Here is a 22,859-nt window from a genome sequence, read left to right as displayed (position 1 = left end):
GTTCATTTGCCATAGAAAGGATTATTTACTGTTAGATATATTCTGTAAAGTGATCGGAAAAGCTTGCTCTTAAATAGGATCAAAATCCTGTATTTTAATGGTTCTACTTCGGAAAAAAAATAAGATATTAAGTCTATATTAAATCTGCCAGATCGAATTGATTTTGCTATTTGAGCTAGGAGATATTTATTAGAATACTGTTTGAGTAACTTCTTCTCATCAGTTCCAGCCGATCCCAACACTGATCTTACCGAATGCACCAAGCAAGGCACTTCAAATGATTTCAGGGTACGGGTCACCATATTCTCACTATCTGTATGGTAATATACCCCTACAGTATTGATGAAACCAACCGCATTGGTATAATGAGTCAATCGAAACCACGTATCCACATCTCCACCTGATTTACACATACCTTCTGGAAAGCCACCTACCTCTCGGATCAGAGATAAGTCTACAGCTACGGCACTGGTCCATAGTGGAGGGCAATTCTGAACTGAACATGATAAAAAGGTATGGAAGCTTAAAATCTCTATTGCTCCGTTTTGGAAACACCTGGAAATTGGACATATATCCCCGGTCCCAGCATTCATATTCTTCCAGGCAGTGCCAAAAAGCCTAACTCCTCTATTCTCTTTGATTGTACTGTGAAGAGTTTGCAAATATTCAGGCCTCCATTCATCATCTGCGTCTAAGAAGCAAACCCAATCTCCAGAAGCTTTGTCAATACCAAAATTTCGAGCTGCATAACCACCTGGGCCTGGGATCTCACGTTGATAGAAGGCAATTCGTTGATCTGCAAATTTCTGTGCGATTGCCAAAGATCCATCTTGAGAGAAGTCATCTACAAATATCAGTTCCCAATCAGAAAAAGTTTGAGCAAGTACAGATTGAATACAGCGCTCCACATGCTTTGCTTTATTGTGACAGGGTATTATTACTGAAAATTTCAATTTCTTTCCATCTTTTGATTGGCAAATTTAACTCGCATCATTTCTTGGATTCCTATCCATTCCAAATACCATTTGAGAAAAAAAAATCTAACTCTCAAAGCCATGCTATATCTATTGAGCAGAAATATTGTCAATGGAGGCCTCAATTGCTTCACTACAAAAATGAAAGACTGAAGAAAAGATAAAGACTGAAATTCTCTTAAATACATACCGCCCGCAGTTCTTTTTTTCTTCTTTTTCAAAGAACTAATAGACAATCTCGCCGGATGTCTCACTACGACATCTTTACCATAGACTAATTTGAAATGTTTTGATGCTTTATTGGTCCAAAAAAAATCTCCACCAGATAAGAATGATTCTGGAAAAAACCCTACTTCATCGAAAACATTCCTTTTAACAAACAAATTGGCAGTAATACTCTGACCGTTTGCAACATTTCCTTTTTGATCAAAGGAAAAAGCCTTCTCAAACTGAAATACCAACTCTGACCCTTCTTTTTCTTTAAAGAATTCCATTTTCCCACCTACTAGCTCCACTTCTTGATCCAGGAGTTTAGAGGCATTTAATAGCCAATCAGAATCTGGAATACAATCAGAATCCAAAAACGCCAATACTTCCCCTTTTGAATGAAGAATCCCTGTATTTCTAGCGGCATATGAACCAGCTTTCGCTTGATCGATGAGGATGGCATTATCTGGGATTAGAAAATTAGACGGAGGGCTATCATCTGGAGCATTGTTCACTATTACAATCTCCCAATCTTCGGATCGGATAGATTGATTTTGAAGGCACATCAGACAAATAGCCAATCTTGCCCAATCCTTATACACCGGAATGATAACGGAAATCTCCATCAGCCAATAGAGATTCGAAACTGCAAAACTTCCCAAGCCTTACCCAACTTCCCTTTTTTGAGAAAAAAGAAAATCATCCGTGTAACCTCATCACCGAAATATTGATTCATCAAAGTCCCATATTTCTGTTGGGAATTGAGAAAAAGCTGCCGGTAAAATAAAAATTTGCTCCAAACTTGAATGGTTGAGCTCTTGGTTTCAAAGGTAGATTTGATAGAATTACCATGAATTCGACGTAGACAATGAACCTCATCACTGGTGATATAAACAGGCTCTGACAGTACAATTCGAGTATAAAATTCCCTTTCTTGTCTCCGGTCAAGTATTTCATCAAATTTCACCTGAAACTTTTCTAGAAAAACTTTCCGAAACATGGGGCCTGGTGTTAGAAAATATACTTGATAGGTAAGAAAATCAGCGATTAGATTAGTCGATGTCAGAGGATAGTCCTGGTGGTCAATCCTTCCATCGGCATCAAACGAAGCCATTTTTGAAACCAAAAAATCAGCTTTAGGGTATCTTGACAGTTTCTCTACTTTCCGTTCCAGCATGAATGGCAACATTTTGTCGTCTGAATCAAAATATTGAATAAACTCTCCCCTACTGTTTTCAAAGGCGTAATTACGACAAGCCGCCGCTCCTTTGATAGTCTGAACAGGTCTAGAGAATGCTCTAAAGCGAGAATCCCTATTTTCCATTTCTTTACAAATAGACAGAGAACTATCATTCGAGCCATCATCAACCAAAATACACTCCCAATTAGAATAAGATTGCTTTTGGATACTGACTAGAGTCTCCAATAAAAGATCTTCCCTGTTGAAAACAGGTACCAAAATGGAAACCATCCCCTCTATTTGCTTACTCAAAAGTTTGAATCAATTCCACCAATTTCTTGGTTTTTGAAAGGTAATTTTCTTCCAATGACATCTGGCGCATCAGCTCTCGGTTTTCCTGCTGCAATGACAATGGCATAGGCTCTCGAAAAGCCTTTTCTTGTTTAAATTGATGGAAATCAAATACATGAAACCCTTTTTTCTTTAGATCATCCAAAACTGGATTCCTAGGATGGAGGTAAACTTTGATCCCCAGCGCGAGGCACATATATATATTTCCTAAGGCTTGTTGCCGAATACTTCCAAACAATGCATATCCACACGATTTGAGAAGATCAAGATAATCCGCAAAGGGTATAAATTCTTCTATAGGCAAAAACCTATCTCCAAACCCCTGTAACCCTTCAGCTAATATGGTCTTTTTAAATTTTTTGGGAAATCCATAGCTTAGAGGGACTAACACTCGATTTGACTCGACTTTTTGCTTGCTCAGCATAGCAAAGCAATCAATATGATTGTTGGTGATCGACGCACTATTTCCAACGAGAAAATTAGTACCATGTACATATTCCTCTCCTATACTATCAAAAATATTTTTACCCAACTCATAATTCCAATCAATATACTTCGCTTTGAAATTAGGATGTTTGGATTTGATTTTGTCATACTCCTGCTCTAGAACAGGTGCAAAGTAATCGACTCTTTCAAAAAACTTTAATTGACTTTTAGACTTAAAATAAGTCCAAAATGGAAGATATTCATTCAGCCTTAACCCTAACTTGGCCAATCCTGCTTTTTCTTTATACCAGTACTTTTTTGTTTTCTTATCCAAGTACTTCTGCATAAAAAAATCTATTAACGGGTAATAATCAAACCCATAACCAAACCAAATGACCTTGATTTGACTTTGAATAGACTGAAGGACCTGCTGCTCAACGGGAGAAATCCCATGAAAAATAACAGTCTTAAATTGGCTGATAAATTTCTGGTCTTTGATTAATCTACATGCTTGCTTGACCTGGATCGGATGGATCTGCTCATACTTGATGTGAGTGACAGGTTCTTTGGAATGCTCATTTTCGAGAATCCAGTAATAGCTTTCACCAGAACAGACCTGCTCAAAACAGTTAATGGCAAAATCCAAAAACTTATTATCGCGAGAAATATGAAGTATTTGAGACATCAGTTCAGATTTTGGCAGGGATTCCTTTGACTGTTGCCCCAGCATGAAAATCCCGAGTGACAACAGCCCCCGCACCTACCCGGATGTGGTTTCCCAGATTGATCCCGGGAAGTAATACTGCGCCAGCACCAATACTACAATAACTCCCTACATGTACATTGCCCAACAACACAGCTCCAGGCCCCACTTCTACAAATTCGCCAAGATAACACTCATGATGGACATGAGCCCGAGTATTGATCAATGATCCCTGTCCTATCTGGACATCAGGGCCAATAAATGAAAAAGGCATTGCGTCAAATTCACCAGATGCAGTCGAACTAACCTGAGCAGAGGCCGCGTGCAATGGACTAAATGTTCCGCCTTGTGAGCAGAGTATCCCATAGAGACGTCTACGCACCTCGGGGGAGCCCACACCAAGTGAGAATTGATCTTTAACTGAGAGAATAGCCTTCACTTCTTCAAGATGATGACATATCGGATAAATATCCCTCAAAAGGTTTTGATCAGTGTTGATCTCATCGAAAAAAATAAATTGAAAATGAGGTTCAAGTTCTTTCCATACATCCAAAACTTCCAAAGCATGTCCTCCGGCACCAGCTATCAGCATCTATTTCTTCTTTAATGCTTTTAAAACAAATCTCCCTATCAAATCTTGTTCTTCTTTAGTCAACTCATGATAGATAGGCAAGCACAAAATCCTAGCTGAAATATCATCGGAGATAGGGGTATTGCCTGAAACATAAGGGAGAGAGGAAAGGCTTGGATAGAAATATCTTCTTGGAAAAATTTGATTATCCTCCAAAAGCTTTTTAGTAATCAAAGCTTCCTCCTCACTGGTAAAAATCACGGGGAAATAGGCATAATTAAATCCTGTCTTATCTTGTAATTTGATATACTTCAGATGGGAATCCCTTAGAATCTGGTGATAATATTCAGTCTGTGATTTTCTTCTATCCAGTATTTGACCCATATACCCCAAATTGAGAAGTCCCATAGCAGCATGCAGCTCAGAATTTTTACCATTTATACCTATCCCATTGAATTTCTCAGGCCCATTATGACCGAAATTTCGGCGATAGGATAGCTGCTCAGCCAGATTTTTATCTTTTGTAAATACCCCTCCTCCTTCAACAGTATGAAAAAGCTTAGTTGCATGAAAACTAGTCGTACTAATATCACCATATTCAAAGACCGATTTGCCTTGATATTGCGTAGCAAAACAATGTGCTGCATCATACACCACCTTCAAACTATACCGATCAGCTATCTCCTGAATTGCTTGAATATCACAAGGATTGCCAAAACAATGAGTCGCCAAAATCGCACTGGTATTTTTAGTGATAGCTTCTTCGATTTTTGATGGGTCTATATTGAGAGTATCTGGATCTATATCCACATATACAGGCGTACAACCCTCCCATACTAGACTACTTGTCGTAGCTACATACGAAAACGGGGTGGTAATCACTTCTCCTTTTATACCCAATGATTTGATAGCCATTTGAATAGCAATAGTCCCATTGGATACATATAGTACATTACTCACCCGGAGATAGTCTCTGAGAGTCATCTCCAGCTCATTGACAAGAGGGCCATTATTCGTAAGCCAATTTCTTTTCCATATACCTTTTAATAACCTTTGATATTCAGTCAGTGAAGGCATGAATGGCTTAGTTACAGGAATCATTTTTTAAGCAACTCTTTTTTAATGAATAAAATGGGTTCCAAATTAAATAAAAATGAAGACAATAAATAAAAAACAAACCCTGATAGAAAACAAATACAAATCAAGGGAAAATAGCTCCAGGCATTCAAATAAGTATATAGACCTAAAACAAGCCCTCCTGCCAACACAACCATTATAAAAATGGGAAATAGATCACGGACTTGCTGCCCCGTGGAGTATCCAATCATGCGACCTGAATAGGCAGAATTCAAAAAAAAATAGAGAATATTAAGCCCAACCTGAAGATATAATAAGAAAAATATCCCTTGAGAAATCGCAAACCACAATCCAATAATCAAAGGGATCTTCTTGAAAATTTCGAGGTATAATATCAAGTCAGTCCTTCCCTTGACTTTCAAAATATTGATGTTATAAGAGTGCAAGGGATACAAAATACCTATGACGCATAGAACCTGAAAATACGGAGCAGCCGGAATCCACTTTTCTGAAAGCAAAAAACCAAAAATCGGTTCTGCCAAAACCCCAGCAAAGGTAAGTGTAGGAGCAAGCCAAAATAACACCTGTTGCATCACTATTTTATAAGCATTTCTCAACCTTTCATCTTCATTTTGGATTTTGGAAAAAAGTGGAAATGTCACTGAATCAATGGCAGTAGAAATATTTTGAACCGGAAGCTGCTTGAGATTGTCTGCTTTGGTATAATACCCTAGATCTGCCACAGGAAAAAACTTCCCAATCATAAGTTGGTAACTATTACGAAACACCGACTCCAAGATACCAGCAAAGGTCAGTTTGTAGCCAAAACCAAAATGCCTTTTCAATAAGTCTTTTTGAACTGTAAATTGGGGTCTCCAACCCGAATGAATCCAAAAAAATAATGAATTCAGGGAAATCTGACACAAATTCATCCACACGAGTGCCCACACTCCTCCACCATTTTTCGCCATAAAAATCCCTACGACACCTGAGATTAGTAGTGATGGAATCGAAACAAGCATCTGTGTCTTAAAATCCATCTTTTTAATTAGCCTTGCTTTCTGAACCATAGACAATGCCGAAAAAATTAATGACAAGCAGTAGACTCTAACTATGGGCGTTAAAATCTCCTGATCATAAAAATCAGCTATCCAGGGTGCCACTAGGCATAAGACTAAGTAAATAGCAGAACTGATCAAAAGATTAAGCCAAAAAACGGTAGAATAATCCGCATCAGTAGCCTCAGCTGTCCGAATCAGGCTTGAAGTCATCCCACTATTGACGAGGGACTGACCTATAGCCATAAATATGGCCAGCATACCCAATAGACCGTAATCTTCCGGTGCTAGTATCCTGGCCAATATGATGGACAACCCGAAATTTATACCTTGGACTCCAAAAAGCTGAAAAAAACTCCATAGAAGACCAGAGAAGGCTTTTTTCTTAAGACTCAAGTGAAAACTTACTTCGAACCGATACCAAAATGAACAAATCCAAGTGAATCCAAATACTTCTTATCATAGATATTTCGACCGTCAAAGATGACCTTGTTCTTCAATAGTTTCCCTACTACTTCCCAACTCGGAATTCTGAATTCAGACCATTCTGTGACTAGCAATAGCGCATCTGCATCCACAAGTGCATCGTATGCATCCTTGCAGTATGTCACTTTGTCAAAAATATAATGCTCCCTGGCTTCTTCCATTGCTACTGGATCATAAGCTTTTACTGTTGCTCCAGCCGCTCTCAATTCATCAATAATAACGGCCGCAGGAGCTTCTCTCATATCATCTGTATTTGGCTTAAAGCTCAGTCCCCACATCGCAAAAGTCATCCCTGAAAGATCCTCTCCAAAATGAGCCTTAACCTTATTGGCCAAGACATGTTTTTGATCTTCATTCACATCTTCCACAGATTGTAGTACTCGGAGCTCATGCCCATATTCTCTCCCGGTCCGGATGATAGCTTTTACATCTTTCGGAAAACAAGAACCTCCATATCCTACTCCCGGGTAAATGAATTTATTGCCAATTCTTGGATCAGACCCTATACCTTTTCTCACCATGTTGGCATCTGCACCTACTTTTTCACACAGATTCGCAATATCATTCATGAATGATATTTTGGTTGCCAGCATTGCATTTGCTGCATACTTGGTCATCTCTGCAGATGGGATGTCCATATAGATGATCCTCTCTCCGCTGAGTTGAAATGGTTTGTAGAGTCGCTGCATGATTTTTTCAGCTCTTTCGTCATCCACCCCAATCACTATTCTGTCTGGTTTCAAAAAGTCTTCTACCGCAGCGCCTTCTTTCAAAAATTCCGGATTGGATGCCACCGCAAATTCCAAATTGGAATTTCTTTGATCCAAGGCGGACTTGATCGCACCTCTTACCTTTTCACCTGTTGTCACAGGCACCGTACTTTTGGTTGCCACTACGATGTAATCGGTCATTTTGGAACCAATCTCATCTGCTACTGCCAATACATATTTCAAATCAGCAGATCCATCTTCTCCCGGAGGTGTTCCCACTGCAATAAAAGCTACAGAAGCACCTTGGATAGCCTCCCCCAGATCAGTACTGAACTTTAATCTTCCGCTTTTATAATTACGAACTACGATCTCCTCAAGACCAGGTTCATAGATTGGCATAATGCCATTTTTGAGTTTGTCGATTTTCTTTTGATCGATATCGACACAGGTAACTTCTATTCCTACATCAGCAAAACATGCTCCTGAAACCAGCCCTACATAGCCTGTTCCTACTACTGCTATTTTCATAAGTAATTAGTGGAGAAAATAATAAATATTGATTTCTTAATTCGTGATTAGTCTTTCAAGCAAAATCCCCAAAGTCGCCAAACTGGAAGCAATACCAATCCATCCTGCCGCACTCATTCTTTCACGTTGAGGCTTGCGAGGTACGACAATCTCAGCACCTGGTTCTAGTTTCGGGTAATTTTTCAGTCCCAAAAAATTCTTTGTTTGAGCAGCATCTCCATTGGCATAAATGACAAATGCTTTACTTCTACGAGCATCTTCTGTAAACCCCCCTGCTTTAGAAATATAGTCTTTCAGATTCTGCCCTTTTTCAAATCTTGTGGTAGTAGGAAGTAAAACCTCACCTACCATTCGTACTGTCTGCAGTTGTTTAGGAATCTGCAATACATCGCCTTCAAATAGGATCAAATCTGCATCAGAGCCTGGATTATTCATGATATATTCCAGATCTATCCCAACTAGGTCTTCTTCCTTATAGCGCTTTGCATGTAGAGTCGAATCCATACTCATACTATCTAGAGGATTGGATACTTCGAAAATCTGAGACCGCATCCTCTCATTTTCTTCCAGTTCCTTTTGTGCCTCTATTTGTTCGAGCTTCTCAACTATTCTTTCATACAAAATCTGCTCAGCCTCATTTGTATTTCTATTCTTTTCTGGATCAAGATTGTCTCTCATCTCCTTCAACCTCTCCTCTCTGATTTCTTCTTCAGTTTGCCCTTTGAAATAGATAGTTCTTCGAATCAAACTAGCCCCCTTAGGGTATGCAAAATCCGAAAATCCACCAGCTCTGTTAATGACATCTGAAATCCTCTCATTAGCCGAAGCAATCGCATAGTCACCAGGAAACTTCACCTCTCCTCTCAAAGTAATCAGCTGCTCCTGCTCAAACCCTGGCTTTCTTCGAATGAAAATATGATCGAAAGGACTCAGTCTTGTGTTGGTTTCCTCTGGAGAAAGCTTCAGGTTTGCATCAATACTTAAAGTCAAAATCTCTGCAATCTTCCCGGTGCTTGCATCACGTACCCTTCTTGCAATTTCTATTGAAGAATTACTCGCAGATTCCAGCAATCCGCCAGCTCTCAACACCAAATCACCTACCGTCATTTCGGATGCATAAGGATAAGTACCCGGAAAATTCACCTCACCGGAGACTTTCACATAATATTCTTCCTGAATATCATAGCGACTCGGTACAAATAATAAATCTTCATTCTTCAGCTCTACATCAGCCTGGCTTCCATCCATAATCCCTTTTAGATCTAGGGGCACCGCGGCTAAAGTCAAATCATCACTTGTTCGATAAAGTGTAGCTCTAGTGGTAAAAGCCTCAGGTCTTACCCCCTCAGCCTTGCTGACTAACTCTTTCACCGTAAGTCCTGATTCAGTAAGCGCAAACTCTCCTGGACGATTGACTGAACCTGCAATTTGAACCCGATTGGTAAATCTCTCCAAGGCCTCTCCTATCAAAATCTCATCTCCATCTTTGGGAGAAAACGAACCAAACTCATCCCGCGAAACATCCAAAACTTTTCTTTGGTTATTTTCTATTCTGCGTACAGTAATACGATCTTGGTAGGCTGTACTTTGAAATCCACCCGTGTAAACGTACAAATCAGACAAACTCTCATCTGGTTTGACTTCAAAAAGACCTTCTCTCCTGACTGGTCCTATGACTTCCACACGTGCCTGCACAGGAGGTACTATTACTACGTCATTGTCTTGCAAAACAATATTGGCACTCTGATCACCCTTGGACAAAAACTCATAAATATCCACCGTAGCAGCCAAGCGGGAATTTCTATACACCTGAACATTTCGAAAAGCACCATTTTCATTTGGGCCTCCTGCGGCATAGAGCGCATTGAAAACTGTAGCAAACGAAGGTAACGTATAAGTTCCTGGCTTGGTCAGTTCTCCTACCATGGATACCTTGATCGATCGGATATTCCCAAGTCTTATTTGCAAAAATGTATTGGGATTAGATCCCTGTAGTCCAGAATAAATTCGAGACAAACTCGTCTTGATCCGTGCGGATGCTGCCTCAATTGAAGATCCTCCTACCTGCACAGGGCCGATATTGGGAAAAAGAACCCTGCCTTCTGGGGTGACCGTCAAATCATAGGATTGCTGTGAAGCCCCATAAATATCTATTAACAGCTGATCTCCAGCACCAATCACGTAAGATAGTGGTGTCGGGAGATTTAGACTTGGACTGAAATCCAGTGACCGGTTGTGGAACAATTTATATCCAAAAATCTTCTTCTGAGTCGGTGTCAGATCATAATAGGGATCTGACTTGCGCAAAGAATCAAACATGTCGACGCCTTGAGGATCGACCAAACTCCTCCCCCCCATCACTGTCCCGCTATTTCCAGAGGCTCCAGCAGAGTTTTGAAGTTCGGAAATTCTTTGACTCAGTTTCATAGCCTCACTGGCAGGCATTCCTCTTTCTCTTGCCAAAGCTACCAATTGGCTAGATGTCATTCCATTTGCCTCCGCTCGCTTGATTAGCTGCTCTATTTGAGCATCCGAGAGATTATCTACTTTGATGGTGGGAATATCCGAAAGGCTCTGTGCCTCCACATTCCAAGCTAGACAAAAAACCAGCAATAGAAATGACAGACATTTCCATAGCGTATTGTTATTCTTTTTCAAATTATGCTTCAAATCTATCAAGAAGTAAATATGCGATTATTTTATAAGATGGCACAGCTTCGCCCTTTCAGTCCCATACCGAACCTACCAAGCCTCACACAATTCTAAAATCCTTCAGGGAATTATACCCCTATATACCTATCATAGAGTACCAATCCTCCACCTTCGTAGCGCTCATTTTCCAAAATGAAAATCACCCGCCTATCCATCATCTGCTCTATTCTCTCAGTCAAAGTCTGGATATATCCTTCATTGAGCGGAGTGCCAGTGACCAATACGTCAATCTTGCCGGAATCGATACCCTTGGACAAATCTCCTACCAAAACCACCTGACCTACCTCCCCCATCCTATCCAAGATTTGCTCCAAAAGCATATCCAATCCCAAATACTTTCTAATAATATCTCTGATATTGATATAAAAAGGATGTTTGGTATTCGCCTGATATTCAATCTTGTTTTTTTCTGAATGTTTGAGCAATATCCCTGCTTGCGTCAGGTTATTCAGCTCCTTGCGGATTGCATTGGTAGATTCACCAAATTCATCAGCCAATCCACGGAGATGACTTTGATTTCTATCATTTACAAAAAACTTAACAAGAAGCCTCAAACGGGTCTTTGAGGTGATTAAAGATTCCAGCATAAAAAATCACCAGCTAAGTGAGTAACAAAGGTACTCATTCGGTTCAACTGTAAAAATAAAATAGCCTCTATTTTACCAGCGGCGCATTTTTTGACCAAAAGGATTATCTACCTCCGTAAATGTTGTCAGGCTTTTTTCTAAACAAATTGCGTAACATATTTCCACTAAGTGAGGAAAAAGCCCCTAATAAAAAGCCAACTATTCCCGTTACTATCATCAGAACCGTGCCGGATTGGACACCAAGAATAGCCGCCATCCTTCCGCCTAACTCACTACCCGTATCGATGGTCAAATAAAGACTCAAACCAACCCATGAAAGTGCAAACCCAAAACCAGCACCAAAAAAAGCTGCGGAATTGCCAGGTTTCAGAACTAAAGCCAAAAGAAACGCACCCACCATGAGCATCCAATAAGGAACAAATGGACCAACAAAAACAACCAAAAGAGCTGTTAGAATTAAAAAACCAAAGAATCTCATAGCTGGGGTGTAAAGACAGTTTCAAATAGAAGGGAAGCTTCCTCTTCTTTTTCTCTCAAATCAAAATTCAGGTATTCACCATTTGCCCATTTCGGGACGAAATTGGCATAAAATTTACTTCCTGGGTTTCCAGACTGTCCTCCGGGGTAGATTCCAAAGGCTTTGACCTCCTCACCCATTTCTACCACCATCCTCCAACTGGCCCCATGCCTGCTACTAGTCGCATTGATGATCCCAGCTCCTCCACCTGTATATACATTTTCTACAGAGAGAGAAGTGAACTGGGGTACCAAGTGCTGGATTTTAGTCCGCTTATAATTTGCCCAAGCATAATCTCCCTCCTCTGCTTCCCAAGTCTTCATCTCTTCGAGCATCGCTCCAAAGCTTTGCTTTACGTGTGTGGATGCAGTTTCTTTTCCACTGGTAGATTTCAGATCAAAAATTTCACCTTGAGTCTCATTTTTCAAGAGCTTCACCGTTCGGTAATAATTAGGCCGTACTATTGGTCCTTCGAGCTCCGATAAATCCTTCCAAATTGAATCATACAATTTTCCCCACCAAAGATAAAATAGCGTCGGAGCTTGCTGATTAGGGTCTGCATAATAATCCCAATTCTTAAGCTCTTGTAAATATTTCTGAGCTTGAGATTCAGCAGATGCATCATTCCCCAATAGCTCTAGCATCACTGGCAAAGCCTCAAATGCATGAAGATAATAATCATCAAACTGGAGCTCTTGCATATCTTGGAGCGTGATACCTGACATTTCCCTTAGTCTTGTATTTAGTCTCCTATTTCGATAGTGTTCGTAACTATTGTCAAATACATAATAAGGATAAGTCGAATCTACAGGATGCTGATTAGCAGATGAGACAAAGCCTCTTTCAGGATTGAGCGTACTTGGATTTTGCTCATTCGGAATGTAGGATTGCCACTCCATCCTAGGATCTGCACCATCCATGAAGTATTTGCCCTGCTCCTTCCATTTTAAAGGAAATTTTCCCTGAATCCTCATGGCGATATCTCCAGATTTAGAGGCAAAAACGAAATTCTGAGCCGGAGAGGTGAAGTGATCTAGAGCCAAATTGTAATCCGAATGGTTCTCAGCCTTATTTAACAGCAAAAATGTCTTTTGCTCATTAGACCCTTCATGAGCAGTCCATTTGAGAGCAAAGTTGACATCTTGCCGCTCTGCCCGAAATGTGCGATCATAGACCACTGGCCCATAGTGAGTATAGACCACTGTATCCATGAATGGAGACTCGCCTTTTACCTTTATCTCCTCTATCCTAAATTCGGTCTTTCTCGATTCGCTTCCATAGCGATACGCTTCTCTTTGATCAGTTTCAAATGTAATCTTGTACCAATCTCTTGCATCCTTGGTTGCATTGGTAACTCCCCAAGCGATATTGCGGTTGAAGCCAGAGATCACTCCCAGAGCTCCTGGCAGCGTAGCCCCTTTGACAGAAAAATCCGGAGTGCTCAATTGCATGCTGTACCAAAGAGATGGTAGATTCAAACTCAAGTGCGGATCATTTGCCAAAATAGGGTTTCCACTTTTAGTTTTACTTCCTGCAACTGCCCAGTTATTGGATCCTGTACCTTCCTCTGGTTGAGGCAATGGCTCTATCACCAAGGCGTCGTCAGGATACGAAATGCTATCAGGCCTTGATATAGGTATAGGGGCAAACTCCCATTTTTTCCCGCTTTCTATTACAGGATCATTTTCTTCTGGGAAATCAGGGAAAAGCTTCCCCATCATCTCTTCTCCTAAATATTTTCTGAGATTGGAATATTCAAGATCCCGATCGCCTACCAGCATATCTGACATATATTTGAGCAGCAGGATCGATTTGTATGCAGTCCAGTGTTCTGGACGGTAATTCAAAATTTTATATTCTACCGGCAGTCTCGCTTCGCTTAGCTGATCGATATATTGATTGACTCCGTCGGAATAAGCCTCCAAGAGTAAAAGAGTCTCTGGATCTGTTTTTTGAATAAACTCCATGCCCAACTCAGCTCCATAGGCCAAGCCTTTTCTTCTGGTCATCCTATCAAGTGGGACAGCGATAGAACCTACGATTTCCGATATCCTACCAGAAGCCGCCATGGTCTGAAATTCCATCTGCCACAATCGATGCATTGCAGTCACATACCCCTGGACTCGATATAAATCTTGCTCATTCTCTGCAAATACGTGGGGAATAAGGTTTTCATCGTAGCTGACATGCACAGGTGCTACTAGGCCCTCCAATACTATTTCCTCCTTCGCCAGCGCGTCTTCACTTTTCATGTTCTGCCAAAAACCATGATTCGGATCCAAAAGTGGCGCCATCGGAGGAGCAGGACCCAACGAAATGGAACCCAAGTACCCCAGTAAACCTGTGATCAAAACCACTATTACAAAAGCTATATACTTCATGCCTGTCGAGGAATATGGAGAAATATCAATTTAGCAAGTAAGTTGCAATTTTTTAAAGTCAAAAAAAAAGCCCTGAATCTGAATTCAGGGCTTTGGAATCTATATTTCCTATTGAATGCTGACTGGCAATTTTAACTTTTCCCAACGGATGACCATTCCCGGACTTTCTATGTCAATGGATAATCTCTCCTGAGCCATGGCCTCCCAAGAAGGAGTCACTTCTACACGCAATACGTCATTCTTTTCATCATACTGAAAATGTCCATGCTCCAGATCCCACTCAGAATTAAAAATCACAGTCCATTTGCCGCTTTCTTTAGGGATCGTAAACAATGAATATTTGCCAGCGGGAAGAGTCTGCCCCTCGACAGTCATATCCTGCGCCAACTCCACAAAGGTAGCTTCATTGGCCCCTGTTCGCCACACGACATTGTAGGGAACTAGATCACCCCAGATTTCCCGATCTTTCACAGCAGGAGATCCATATTGCACTTTGAATTCCTTACCAGAAATCTGGCCGGATTTGACTTCCAAAGGACTGGGTCTAGATTCTTCATCTGAATCCTCATTCATTGCCTCGGTCATCGATTCCATCTCGGACTCCTCAGCTTTTTGAGAAGAGCAGGAAAAAAGAAAAACTCCTGCAACTGCAACTATCCAAATTGATTGGCGAATGCTCATAGTGATTAATTTTTTAGCGAAATAAAAGGAATATCAGCTTATCCGCAAAATCCCTGCCTATTGTGTTAAGAATAAATTTAGCGAATCCCGATTTTTTTTTGATCAAACGGATTTTTAGCCTCTTCTTTGCTTCTTTACGATATCGACAAATGAAAGGATGAAAATTTAATCACTCAATCCAACCTTTTTAGATCTTCTGCGCTTAACATCATACATGAGAATCCTCACCTGGCTCCTATTTCTTCTTACCCTCTTGGTCTTTGGAAGTGTTTTTATCACTCCGGGAGATTTCCCCTATGTAGGCTTGCTCCCTTTTTTCGTACCCGTCTTCTGGTTGATCAATCTTTTCCTTCTCATCATTCTCACCCTTTCTTGGAGAAAGCTCGCCTTTCTACCTCTCTTAGCACTGCTTATTGGGTATCGCTTTGCACAAATCACATTTCAGCTCAATCCAAGAACGGACAACCCCGAAGGACTCAAGGTCCTGACTTACAATGCGCATTTGTTTGATTATAAGAGAAGAATGGGAGGAGAATTTGACCCGAATGTCTTCACTTGGCTTCAGGATCATCCGGCAGATGTGAAGGTATTTCAAGAATTTTTCCAAGATCAAACCACTCCTTCTCGCAACGCCCTCAAATTACTCGGAGAGGATAAAGACATGGAGTCCGTCTACCAGATCGTAGAGGGAAATTCCAATAAAAGGTCACATGGGCTAGCTATTTTCTCAAGATTTCCGATCATTCATGAGGGAGTCGTATTTGATACCAAATCTACCAACGGAGCTATCTTCGCAGATATAGTGTATGAATCAGACACGGTAAGAATTTACAATTGCCACCTCGAATCCATGCGTATAGAATCAGAGGCATTGGACAATCTAGATGGTGTAAAAGAAAAATACCGACAGACTTTAGGAAAGCTTCATCGAGGCAGTCTGGCTAGAAGCAAGCAGCTCAAAGTGCTTGAAGAACATGTGGCAAATAGTCCCCATCCTGTGATCGTCATGGGTGATTTCAACGAAATTCCTTATTCAAACACCTACTTCCGAATGAGTAAGTTGTTAACTAATGCTTTCGAAACAGCTGGGCGTGGATTTGGATTCACTTACAACAAAATCCTTTTCTTTCTTCGAATTGACCATATTTTCAGTTCCTCAAGCTTGAAAGCTGTAGAATTCAAAACTCATCGAGAGGTAGATTACTCAGATCACTATCCTGTCACAGCTACATTCAGATGGGACAAAAACCCTGAAAATCAAGAGTAATCATAGTGTCTTTTCCGATTTCTCTTTAGCGCCTGTATTTCAAGAAGACTAGCTTTCCCAAATTCTAGTTCCTATTGTGAAAGGAAGCTAGTATCTTTCGACCATCCAATACAAATCCCTTTCCCATGAAGCAGTATCACGATTTGATGCGAAAAATCTTAGATGAAGGAGTAAAAAAATCTGACCGTACCGGTACTGGTACCATCAGTATTTTTGGACATCAGATGAGATTTGACTTATCAGAGGGTTTTCCTGTGGTCACTACTAAAAAACTTCACCTAAGAAGTATCATCATCGAACTGCTTTGGTTTCTCAAAGGGAGCACAAACATCGACTACCTGAAAGAAAACAAAGTTTCAATTTGGGACGAATGGGCGGATGAAAATGGCGATTTAGGTCCAGTGTATGGCTATCAGTGGCGCCATTGGCCTGACGGCAAAGGAGGAGAAATCGATCAAATCAAAAACTTGATCCATCAGATTAAAACCAAACCGGATAGCAGAAGGCACATTGTCAGTGCTTGGAATGTCGCTGATGTAGACAATATGGCTCTGCCTCCATGTCATACCTTGTTTCAGTTTTATGTGGCTGATGGCAAGCTCTCATGTCAATTGTATCAAAGAAGTGCGGATGTATTTTTAGGCGTACCATTTAATATTGCCTCATACGCCTTGTTTACCATGATGATAGCTCAGGTATGTGGTCTGAAGCCGGGTGAGTTTGTCCATACCTTTGGAGACGCACATTTATATTTGAATCACCTCGAGCAAGCTGAGTTGCAATTAAGTCGTGAATGCAGGCCACTTCCTACCATGAAAATCAATCCTGAGATCAAAGACATTTTTGATTTTACTTATGAGGATTTCGAATTGACCGGCTATGACCCGCACCCTCATATCAAAGCTGCTGTGGCAGTATAATCACATTCCAATAGTAGGTCAACGGTAGCAAAATCGACGACTTATTTTGACTTATTTCAAAGTCTGAAGAAACTGATCCAGCGCTTTGTCATCATTCCACAAAAAGGACTGGGAGTGTCCGAATGAGTCGATCAGCAACTGGTATGTCCCATTTTTTATCAGGTAAGCACCAGCACTTTCCTCTGAAGTGTTCTTTACAAACGTTTCTTCCATTTCCTTGAAAAATGCCCCATAATCGTAGACTCTAGAAAAAAACGCAAACACCTTATCATTCTCCATCACAGCGTACAAGCTCAATGGAGACTTGCCTTGCTTTGAGACATAGCGTGAAATCTTATAGGTGCTATACTCCATGTTAAAAGAAGTAATAGAAGATAGAGCTCCTACTTTGAAGTAGTTCATTCTATCCTCCCAACATTCCTTTAAGTCTATAGCTGTATCTACCACGGTCTGGGGATGATCAAGCCTTTGTAATAATTGTCGTACGACCGACAGTGGATCTGTAGTATGTAATTTCCCCCGATATTGGACCTTGACTTTGAGTCCATCGGAGACGTAGTGCTTCACCTTGTAGCCGGTTATGGCACTTTTAATTTTATTAAACATGGAGTAATGGGCGTTTGGTATAAGCAAATAGTGACTAAAAATACAATTAAACGCATTAAAATTAAAGTCATATTTAGTTTATGTAAGAAAAAAGGCTTGAAATAATCCTATTTCAAGCCTTTTATTAATCTAATTTATGGTCTTACTTTTCTAACTCATACTTAAGAGTTCTGCCTTTTTCTACAGCTGGAAGTCCTTCTGTCATCCATAACGGTGCAGGAGCACCTTTTAGGTAGTGGTCGAAAAACTGACTGAGTCTCATAGATAAATCTTTCCTGTTTTTTCGCTGGCGCAGGTTATGATCCTCTCCATTGTACTGCAATAGCCAAGCAGGACTATTCAAGCGCTTCAGTGCCATAAACATCTCGATGCCCTGATACCATGGCACTGCACCATCTTCATCATTGTGCATGATCAATACAGGAGTCTTTACACGATCCATGAAAAACAATGGGGAATTCTCAATGTAGTAAATTGGCTTTTCCCAGAGCGTTCCACCGATTCTAGATTGAGTCTGCTCATACTGAAACATTCGACTCATTCCAGTTCCCCAGCGGATACCGCCGTAGGCTGAAGTCATATTGACCACCGGTGCTCCAGCCCCAGCTGCTTTGAACATATTAGTCTGTGTAATCAAATAAGCGACCTGGTAGCCACCCCAACTCTGTCCTTGGATCGCCATGTTATCAGCGTCCACAAAACCCTTTGCCACGATTGACTGTACGCCGGGGATAATGCAGTCATATGCTGATGGTCCTGGCAAGCCCAATTCGTATTTGATATCTGGCACAAACACCAAGTAGTCATTACTTACAAAATAAGGAATGTTGATGGTCGATGCGGATGGCGCCGGAGTCCTATAGCTGTAGAGTCCGTCGCTATTTCTTTCGTAGAAATAAACCATCATCGGATATTTCTTAGTTGCATCAAAGTTCTCCGGCTTAAATAACAACCCTTGCAAAGGAGTTCCGTCATTGGCTAGGTATTGAACCAACTCCACTGATCCCCACTTAATCCCTGCCTGCTGTGGGTTGAGATCAGAGGCTTTTCGGAGGTTTTTCAAGCTCATATCACCCAAATACAAATCCGGATTTTCTTGATAGGTACTTCTTCTTACTGTGATTTCCTTCGAATCTTTTGCTTTGCTCAATCCATAATACCGATGAGGAGTCATTAGGATCACTTTTGGACTAGCTCCTGAAAATGAACCCGTATAAAGTCCAGACTCTTTGCTCATCTCATCAAAGGCAGTCAGATAAAGTGTTGATTTCGGATCGATGCTTCTTTCTTCCCGATCCAAATCCTGTCTTCTAAATTCAATTTGCTGCTTTCTACCCTCTCCGGCAGTAATATTGACAGCTGCTTCAGGATTTTTTGGATCGATTTTCCAGATGTCATAGCGATCATAGATCAGAATAGCTGTATCCTCCGCCAGCCAGCCTGCAGAACCGTAAGACCCAGGTCTGGATGGAGAATCGTGCAATTCGTCATAGAATACAACTCCTGGAATATTCGCGGTCAAGTCTATTTTCTTCTTGCTAGCCAAATCATAGGCAAACCAAGTACTATCCGTACTTGAGTACCAAGTGACATACTTTCCTTCTGGAGAAAGTCCCGGGTATCCTGAAATATTTTCTTCTATCAAGGTTTTTTCTCCTGATTTGAAATCAACCTGATAAAGGTCCCTTCCAATCTGAATATCCCAACTGTAGCTTCTTCTATAAGGTGCATCTGTGGATGCTAATCCAAAATCACGCTCAATTTTGTTTTCTAGCATCACATTGTTCACTTCCCGATCTTCCAACTGTGCTATGTTTCCATTGGAAAGATCCAAAGAAGCTGTATAGGCACGCTTTTGTTCACGGGATTTGTTACGAAGCTGCATTGGCTGGATCTCAGCATCTTGCCATCCCCAAATATCCAAGCTCACTCGATCTTCATCCAAAATAGTGGTATCAGACTCATAAGCATAATCTACATAGTCTTCTGCCACTCCGAAAAACAACATTTTCTCATTTTCTGAAAAACGAATCGAAGCATCTGAGCTGATCTGACTCTGATCCAAAATGCCCTCGGAGTCCTTGGTGGCGACTACCTCCAGATCCGGACTGGAAGTCTGGGTCAGATACAAGTCATAATAAGGTTTTTTAGCCTTGGTACTGTCATTGGTACTGACGAAAGCCAAATAGGTAGACTGAGGTGAAAAAGAGACTCTTTCATAAGCTGTATTTCCTTCATGTAAAAGGTGTGACTGACCGGAAGCCAAATTCAGAAGATAAATGGCAGCATTATCCAGTGTATCTTCCTCCGCTAGGACATACTGAAGAAAATCTCCATTCTTTGAAAATCCATAACTTTTGACTCGATCAAACTCATAGGATTTGGCCCCATCGAGACTTCTTACCAAAAGTTTGGTTCCGTCGGTTTTCTTAGGCTTTTCAGCTTTGGCAGTAGAGTCTGCCTCATCTTTCTTGACAGGCTTTTCTTTTTCAAAGTGAACAGCTATCCAACTGCCCTTTTCCTGTGGTATGGCAAAAGATTTGACATTAGCCATCTTCTCCAGCTCACCTGATGCCATCTCATAGATGAAAAGACTATCCTTAGGCATCTCATCTTTTTTGGCCTTTTTAAGTTTCAAAACTCTTACCGAATCCTCTTGAGGAGAAATTTTGCCTACAGCATAGGAATCATCTGCAGAAAAATCCCATCCCGAAGCTCGTGGAATGATGAACTTTTTACTCGCATTCTGGAAAGGAATGATCTCTAATCTTCCATCCCCTTCTTGAGGTGAAATCATATACCCCACCCATTTCCCGTTTTTGGTGATCCGGTCTGAGGATAAGCTCTCCCAACCATCGTAGTCATCATGGGTCAGAGATCTTTTTTGCTGGGCTGAGACTCCCTGAATCGTCAGGGCCAGTAAGACCAGCATTGCTCCGCTTAATTTTCGTAGCATCATCTAGTAGTTTGATTTAGTTTATTTCGAATTGTTGCTCAAAGAATCCACCACGCGTGGAGGATAGCCTGATTTTGCCTTGAACAGGATCATCCGTACTGACCTTTAGCTTGAAAGTAACGGTTTTGGTTTCTCCTTTTCCAATATATCCAGCATAGATTGTTTTGTCATAGAGCTCAGGACTGATGATCTGCACCTTTGCATTCTCTTTGCCCTCGGTCAGCTTTTTGTCAAAACTCAGCGAAACGCGATCTTCTTGGACAATTTTGACAATTTTCGCTTGTTCCAATGCTACCGGCAGCCCCCCGACATTTTCCCAAGTCAAAGACACCTCATATTCCCCACCTCCCAAAGATTTGACCTGCGGAGAATTGACTTTTAGCTCCGGAAGCTTTTTGGCCATTGCTAGATTAAATAGCGCTTGCTTTTTGGCCCAGTTTTCCAGCTGCCAAGTCGGACCATTTTGACCAAAAAACTTGGGATGAAAACCTCCTATTTCTACTTCGCCTAAATCAGGATGGGTAAAAGCTGTCCAGGATTTGAATCCTTTCCCACCATTTTCCTCTTCATCCCAAACTAATCCGTCGTAGTCATCATAGATCCCATCTCCATTGTAGTCTTTCATGGCACCGTTGTTCCAGAGCTCATCTCCATACCAGATACTTCCAAAGTAGAAATACCCGAAATCTGGTCCATGCCCAAATAAAGGGGAGGGTTTGAGAGGATCACCGGTCATCCTGTTGACCTTATACCTAGTAGCGTAAGTTTCGTACACATCACCAGCCCATGGATAGGCTGTAAAAGATAGACCTAACTCGTCCATTTCACGATAAATAGCAAGATCCTCAGGATACATACTCTCTTCTCCCTTGGAAGTAGAAGGTGCTCTAAGATGCATCGGCACACGGGTATCCATAGAGTTGACCACTGATATATTCGGATGACTGAGAATCCATAATACAGTGGATCGGGTTTCTGGCTCACTCAGCGGAAATTCACCAGCACCATTTTGCGTATACCCTCTTCCAGTCATATCTCCACCTCTATCGGGTCTCCAATTTTCAGGGTAGTTTCGGTGCAAATCCAATCCACCTATCCCGTCTTCATTGTAGTCTCCATCTCCATCGTTGTCAATTCCTTCGGAGTACATCAAATAATCCCCTTCACCAGATGCAACTCTCTTCATGAGTTTACCAGCGGGATGATCTGGATCTACGATGTAGTTTGCATTTTTTTTCTCCTCATCTGTTACAGCTTTTTTACGCATTTGATAGATCACGCCATCTCCATCCAGATCTTCCTCTGGGTCCTCATCGATCAGTCCATCTCTATCATTGTCATGAGGCCGGACAGTACTCCTATTTCTCTGCTCAGTATACAGATAGAGGTTGGACCCATCTGGGTTATTTTGAGGTCGTAAATAGACTGTCTTAGTATCGATCAAATGAGTGATCTCAGGGTCTTTTCCATAGTTTTCAAGCAAATGCTGCGTCAACCATAGAATCGATTCAGAAGAAGTGATCTCTCCAGAATGTCTTCCTCCTTCAAAATAAGCAGCAGGTTTATCAGTTTCTTTGCCCGTCTTCTTATTCGTGATGGTCATCTGATAGATCGGTCTCCCTTCGAAAGACTCCCCAATCACATACAGATCCACGATGTCTGGATATTGCTTTGCCCATGTCTCATACCAATGATACATGACATTAACTGTATGATATTTATCAAAAGTCAAAGATGCTCCAGGGGTATATTCTACCTCAGGGAATACAAATTTTTTAAAAAATGAAGGACCATGCCTTTCACCTGACACAGTGTGAAATTTGGCGGTAGAATCACTTTCCGTAAATGGCTTTTCCTTTTCGAAAGGCCTGACTTGCGCATTGACCAAGCCCGATAATAAGGCAAGGCAAGAGATAGTAAGTGTTTTTTTCATAGGCTGAGGTGGTTTTATAGGTCTAAAA

General features: G+C 41.1%; 18 protein-coding genes. 2 read left to right on the top strand and 16 right to left on the bottom strand.

From position 1 onward, the window contains the following. Positions 1 to 2: 2 nt before the first annotated feature. From G460_RS0119320 to G460_RS0119260, 13 genes are all read right to left on the bottom strand, one after another. Positions 3 to 953: a glycosyltransferase family 2 protein gene (locus G460_RS0119320; protein ID WP_281171670.1), complete on the bottom strand. Its 951-nt coding sequence runs from the start codon at positions 951 to 953 to the stop codon at positions 3 to 5. Continuing rightward, positions 950 to 1,807 carry a glycosyltransferase family 2 protein gene (locus tag G460_RS22290; RefSeq protein ID WP_051316141.1) on the bottom strand — a complete coding sequence of 286 codons (858 nt, stop codon included), beginning with the start codon at positions 1,805 to 1,807 and terminating at the stop codon, positions 950 to 952. The genes G460_RS0119320 and G460_RS22290 overlap by 4 nt, the downstream gene beginning before the upstream one ends. Then, positions 1,807 to 2,673, bottom strand: coding sequence for a glycosyltransferase family 2 protein (locus tag G460_RS22765; protein ID WP_157366971.1), 867 nt, complete (start codon positions 2,671 to 2,673; stop codon positions 1,807 to 1,809). The genes G460_RS22290 and G460_RS22765 overlap by 1 nt, the downstream gene beginning before the upstream one ends. Beyond that, on the bottom strand, positions 2,666 to 3,823 hold the full coding sequence (locus tag G460_RS0119305; RefSeq protein ID WP_169817536.1) for a TDP-N-acetylfucosamine:lipid II N-acetylfucosaminyltransferase family protein: 1,158 nt from the start codon (positions 3,821 to 3,823) through the stop codon (positions 2,666 to 2,668). The genes G460_RS22765 and G460_RS0119305 overlap by 8 nt, the downstream gene beginning before the upstream one ends. A gap of 4 nt (positions 3,824 to 3,827) precedes the next feature. Further along, positions 3,828 to 4,433 (bottom strand): PglD-related sugar-binding protein, encoded by a 606-nt coding sequence (locus tag G460_RS0119300; RefSeq protein WP_026956881.1) that lies wholly within the window; start codon positions 4,431 to 4,433, stop codon positions 3,828 to 3,830. Continuing rightward, positions 4,434 to 5,513 carry a DegT/DnrJ/EryC1/StrS family aminotransferase gene (locus G460_RS0119295; protein ID WP_026956880.1) on the bottom strand — a complete coding sequence of 360 codons (1,080 nt, stop codon included), beginning with the start codon at positions 5,511 to 5,513 and terminating at the stop codon, positions 4,434 to 4,436. Then, positions 5,510 to 6,943 carry a lipopolysaccharide biosynthesis protein gene (locus tag G460_RS0119290; protein WP_026956879.1) on the bottom strand — a complete coding sequence of 478 codons (1,434 nt, stop codon included), beginning with the start codon at positions 6,941 to 6,943 and terminating at the stop codon, positions 5,510 to 5,512. The genes G460_RS0119295 and G460_RS0119290 overlap by 4 nt, the downstream gene beginning before the upstream one ends. Before the next feature lie 8 nt (positions 6,944 to 6,951). Further along, a complete protein-coding gene (locus G460_RS0119285) occupies positions 6,952 to 8,271 on the bottom strand; it encodes a UDP-glucose dehydrogenase family protein (protein ID WP_026956878.1) in 1,320 nt (439 codons plus the stop codon). 36 nt (positions 8,272 to 8,307) lie between these two features. Continuing rightward, entirely contained in the window at positions 8,308 to 10,929 is a 2,622-nt protein-coding gene (locus G460_RS0119280) for a polysaccharide biosynthesis/export family protein (protein ID WP_035464868.1), read from the bottom strand. A gap of 122 nt (positions 10,930 to 11,051) precedes the next feature. Then, entirely contained in the window at positions 11,052 to 11,570 is a 519-nt protein-coding gene (locus G460_RS0119275) for a transcriptional regulator (RefSeq protein WP_026956876.1), read from the bottom strand. A gap of 103 nt (positions 11,571 to 11,673) precedes the next feature. Continuing rightward, entirely contained in the window at positions 11,674 to 12,048 is a 375-nt protein-coding gene (locus G460_RS0119270) for a hypothetical protein (RefSeq protein WP_026956875.1), read from the bottom strand. Further along, a complete protein-coding gene (locus tag G460_RS0119265; RefSeq protein WP_026956874.1) occupies positions 12,045 to 14,468 on the bottom strand; it encodes a penicillin acylase family protein in 2,424 nt (807 codons plus the stop codon). The genes G460_RS0119270 and G460_RS0119265 overlap by 4 nt, the downstream gene beginning before the upstream one ends. Positions 14,469 to 14,576: 108 nt before the next feature. Then, positions 14,577 to 15,149, bottom strand: coding sequence for a DUF2911 domain-containing protein (locus G460_RS0119260; protein WP_026956873.1), 573 nt, complete (start codon positions 15,147 to 15,149; stop codon positions 14,577 to 14,579). Positions 15,150 to 15,363: 214 nt separating this feature from the next. Between G460_RS0119260 and G460_RS0119255 the strand changes: the two genes are divergently transcribed. Further along, positions 15,364 to 16,416, top strand: a complete 1,053-nt coding sequence (locus G460_RS0119255) for an endonuclease/exonuclease/phosphatase family protein (RefSeq protein WP_026956872.1) — start codon at positions 15,364 to 15,366, stop codon at positions 16,414 to 16,416. A gap of 125 nt (positions 16,417 to 16,541) precedes the next feature. Beyond that, positions 16,542 to 17,336: a thymidylate synthase gene (locus tag G460_RS0119250; protein ID WP_026956871.1), complete on the top strand. Its 795-nt coding sequence runs from the start codon at positions 16,542 to 16,544 to the stop codon at positions 17,334 to 17,336. 51 nt (positions 17,337 to 17,387) lie between these two features. Here G460_RS0119250 and G460_RS0119245 read toward each other — a convergent pair whose 3' ends face one another. The 3 genes from G460_RS0119245 to G460_RS0119235 all read right to left on the bottom strand — a co-directional run bounded on the left by G460_RS0119245 (position 17,388) and on the right by G460_RS0119235 (position 22,831). Then, positions 17,388 to 17,942: a hypothetical protein gene (locus G460_RS0119245; protein ID WP_026956870.1), complete on the bottom strand. Its 555-nt coding sequence runs from the start codon at positions 17,940 to 17,942 to the stop codon at positions 17,388 to 17,390. A gap of 142 nt (positions 17,943 to 18,084) precedes the next feature. After that, positions 18,085 to 20,898, bottom strand: a complete 2,814-nt coding sequence (locus G460_RS0119240; protein WP_084421490.1) for a S9 family peptidase — start codon at positions 20,896 to 20,898, stop codon at positions 18,085 to 18,087. A 16-nt stretch (positions 20,899 to 20,914) separates the two neighbouring features. After that, positions 20,915 to 22,831 (bottom strand): M14 family metallopeptidase, encoded by a 1,917-nt coding sequence (locus G460_RS0119235; protein ID WP_026956868.1) that lies wholly within the window; start codon positions 22,829 to 22,831, stop codon positions 20,915 to 20,917. Between the last annotated feature and the right edge of the window lie 28 nt (positions 22,832 to 22,859).

This window comes from Algoriphagus vanfongensis DSM 17529, assembly GCF_000429465.1.
GTDB lineage: Bacteria > Bacteroidota > Bacteroidia > Cytophagales > Cyclobacteriaceae > Algoriphagus > Algoriphagus vanfongensis.
This window is presented reverse-complemented; position numbering and strand designations above follow the sequence as displayed.

Coding starts and splice junctions, on each gene's coding strand:
- G460_RS0119295 (WP_026956880.1), bottom strand. CDS start 5,513: ATGATTCCTGTAACTAAGCCATTCATGCCTTCACTGACTGAATATCAA.
- G460_RS0119260 (WP_026956873.1), bottom strand. CDS start 15,149: ATGAGCATTCGCCAATCAATTTGGATAGTTGCAGTTGCAGGAGTTTTT.
- G460_RS0119250 (WP_026956871.1), top strand. CDS start 16,542: ATGAAGCAGTATCACGATTTGATGCGAAAAATCTTAGATGAAGGAGTA.
- G460_RS0119285 (WP_026956878.1), bottom strand. CDS start 8,271: ATGAAAATAGCAGTAGTAGGAACAGGCTATGTAGGGCTGGTTTCAGGA.
- G460_RS0119255 (WP_026956872.1), top strand. CDS start 15,364: ATGAGAATCCTCACCTGGCTCCTATTTCTTCTTACCCTCTTGGTCTTT.
- G460_RS0119270 (WP_026956875.1), bottom strand. CDS start 12,048: ATGAGATTCTTTGGTTTTTTAATTCTAACAGCTCTTTTGGTTGTTTTT.
- G460_RS0119305 (WP_169817536.1), bottom strand. CDS start 3,823: ATGTCTCAAATACTTCATATTTCTCGCGATAATAAGTTTTTGGATTTT.
- G460_RS0119245 (WP_026956870.1), bottom strand. CDS start 17,942: ATGTTTAATAAAATTAAAAGTGCCATAACCGGCTACAAGGTGAAGCAC.
- G460_RS0119235 (WP_026956868.1), bottom strand. CDS start 22,831: ATGAAAAAAACACTTACTATCTCTTGCCTTGCCTTATTATCGGGCTTG.
- G460_RS22290 (WP_051316141.1), bottom strand. CDS start 1,807: ATGGAGATTTCCGTTATCATTCCGGTGTATAAGGATTGGGCAAGATTG.
- G460_RS0119300 (WP_026956881.1), bottom strand. CDS start 4,433: ATGCTGATAGCTGGTGCCGGAGGACATGCTTTGGAAGTTTTGGATGTA.
- G460_RS0119240 (WP_084421490.1), bottom strand. CDS start 20,898: ATGCTACGAAAATTAAGCGGAGCAATGCTGGTCTTACTGGCCCTGACG.
- G460_RS0119265 (WP_026956874.1), bottom strand. CDS start 14,468: ATGAAGTATATAGCTTTTGTAATAGTGGTTTTGATCACAGGTTTACTG.
- G460_RS0119275 (WP_026956876.1), bottom strand. CDS start 11,570: ATGCTGGAATCTTTAATCACCTCAAAGACCCGTTTGAGGCTTCTTGTT.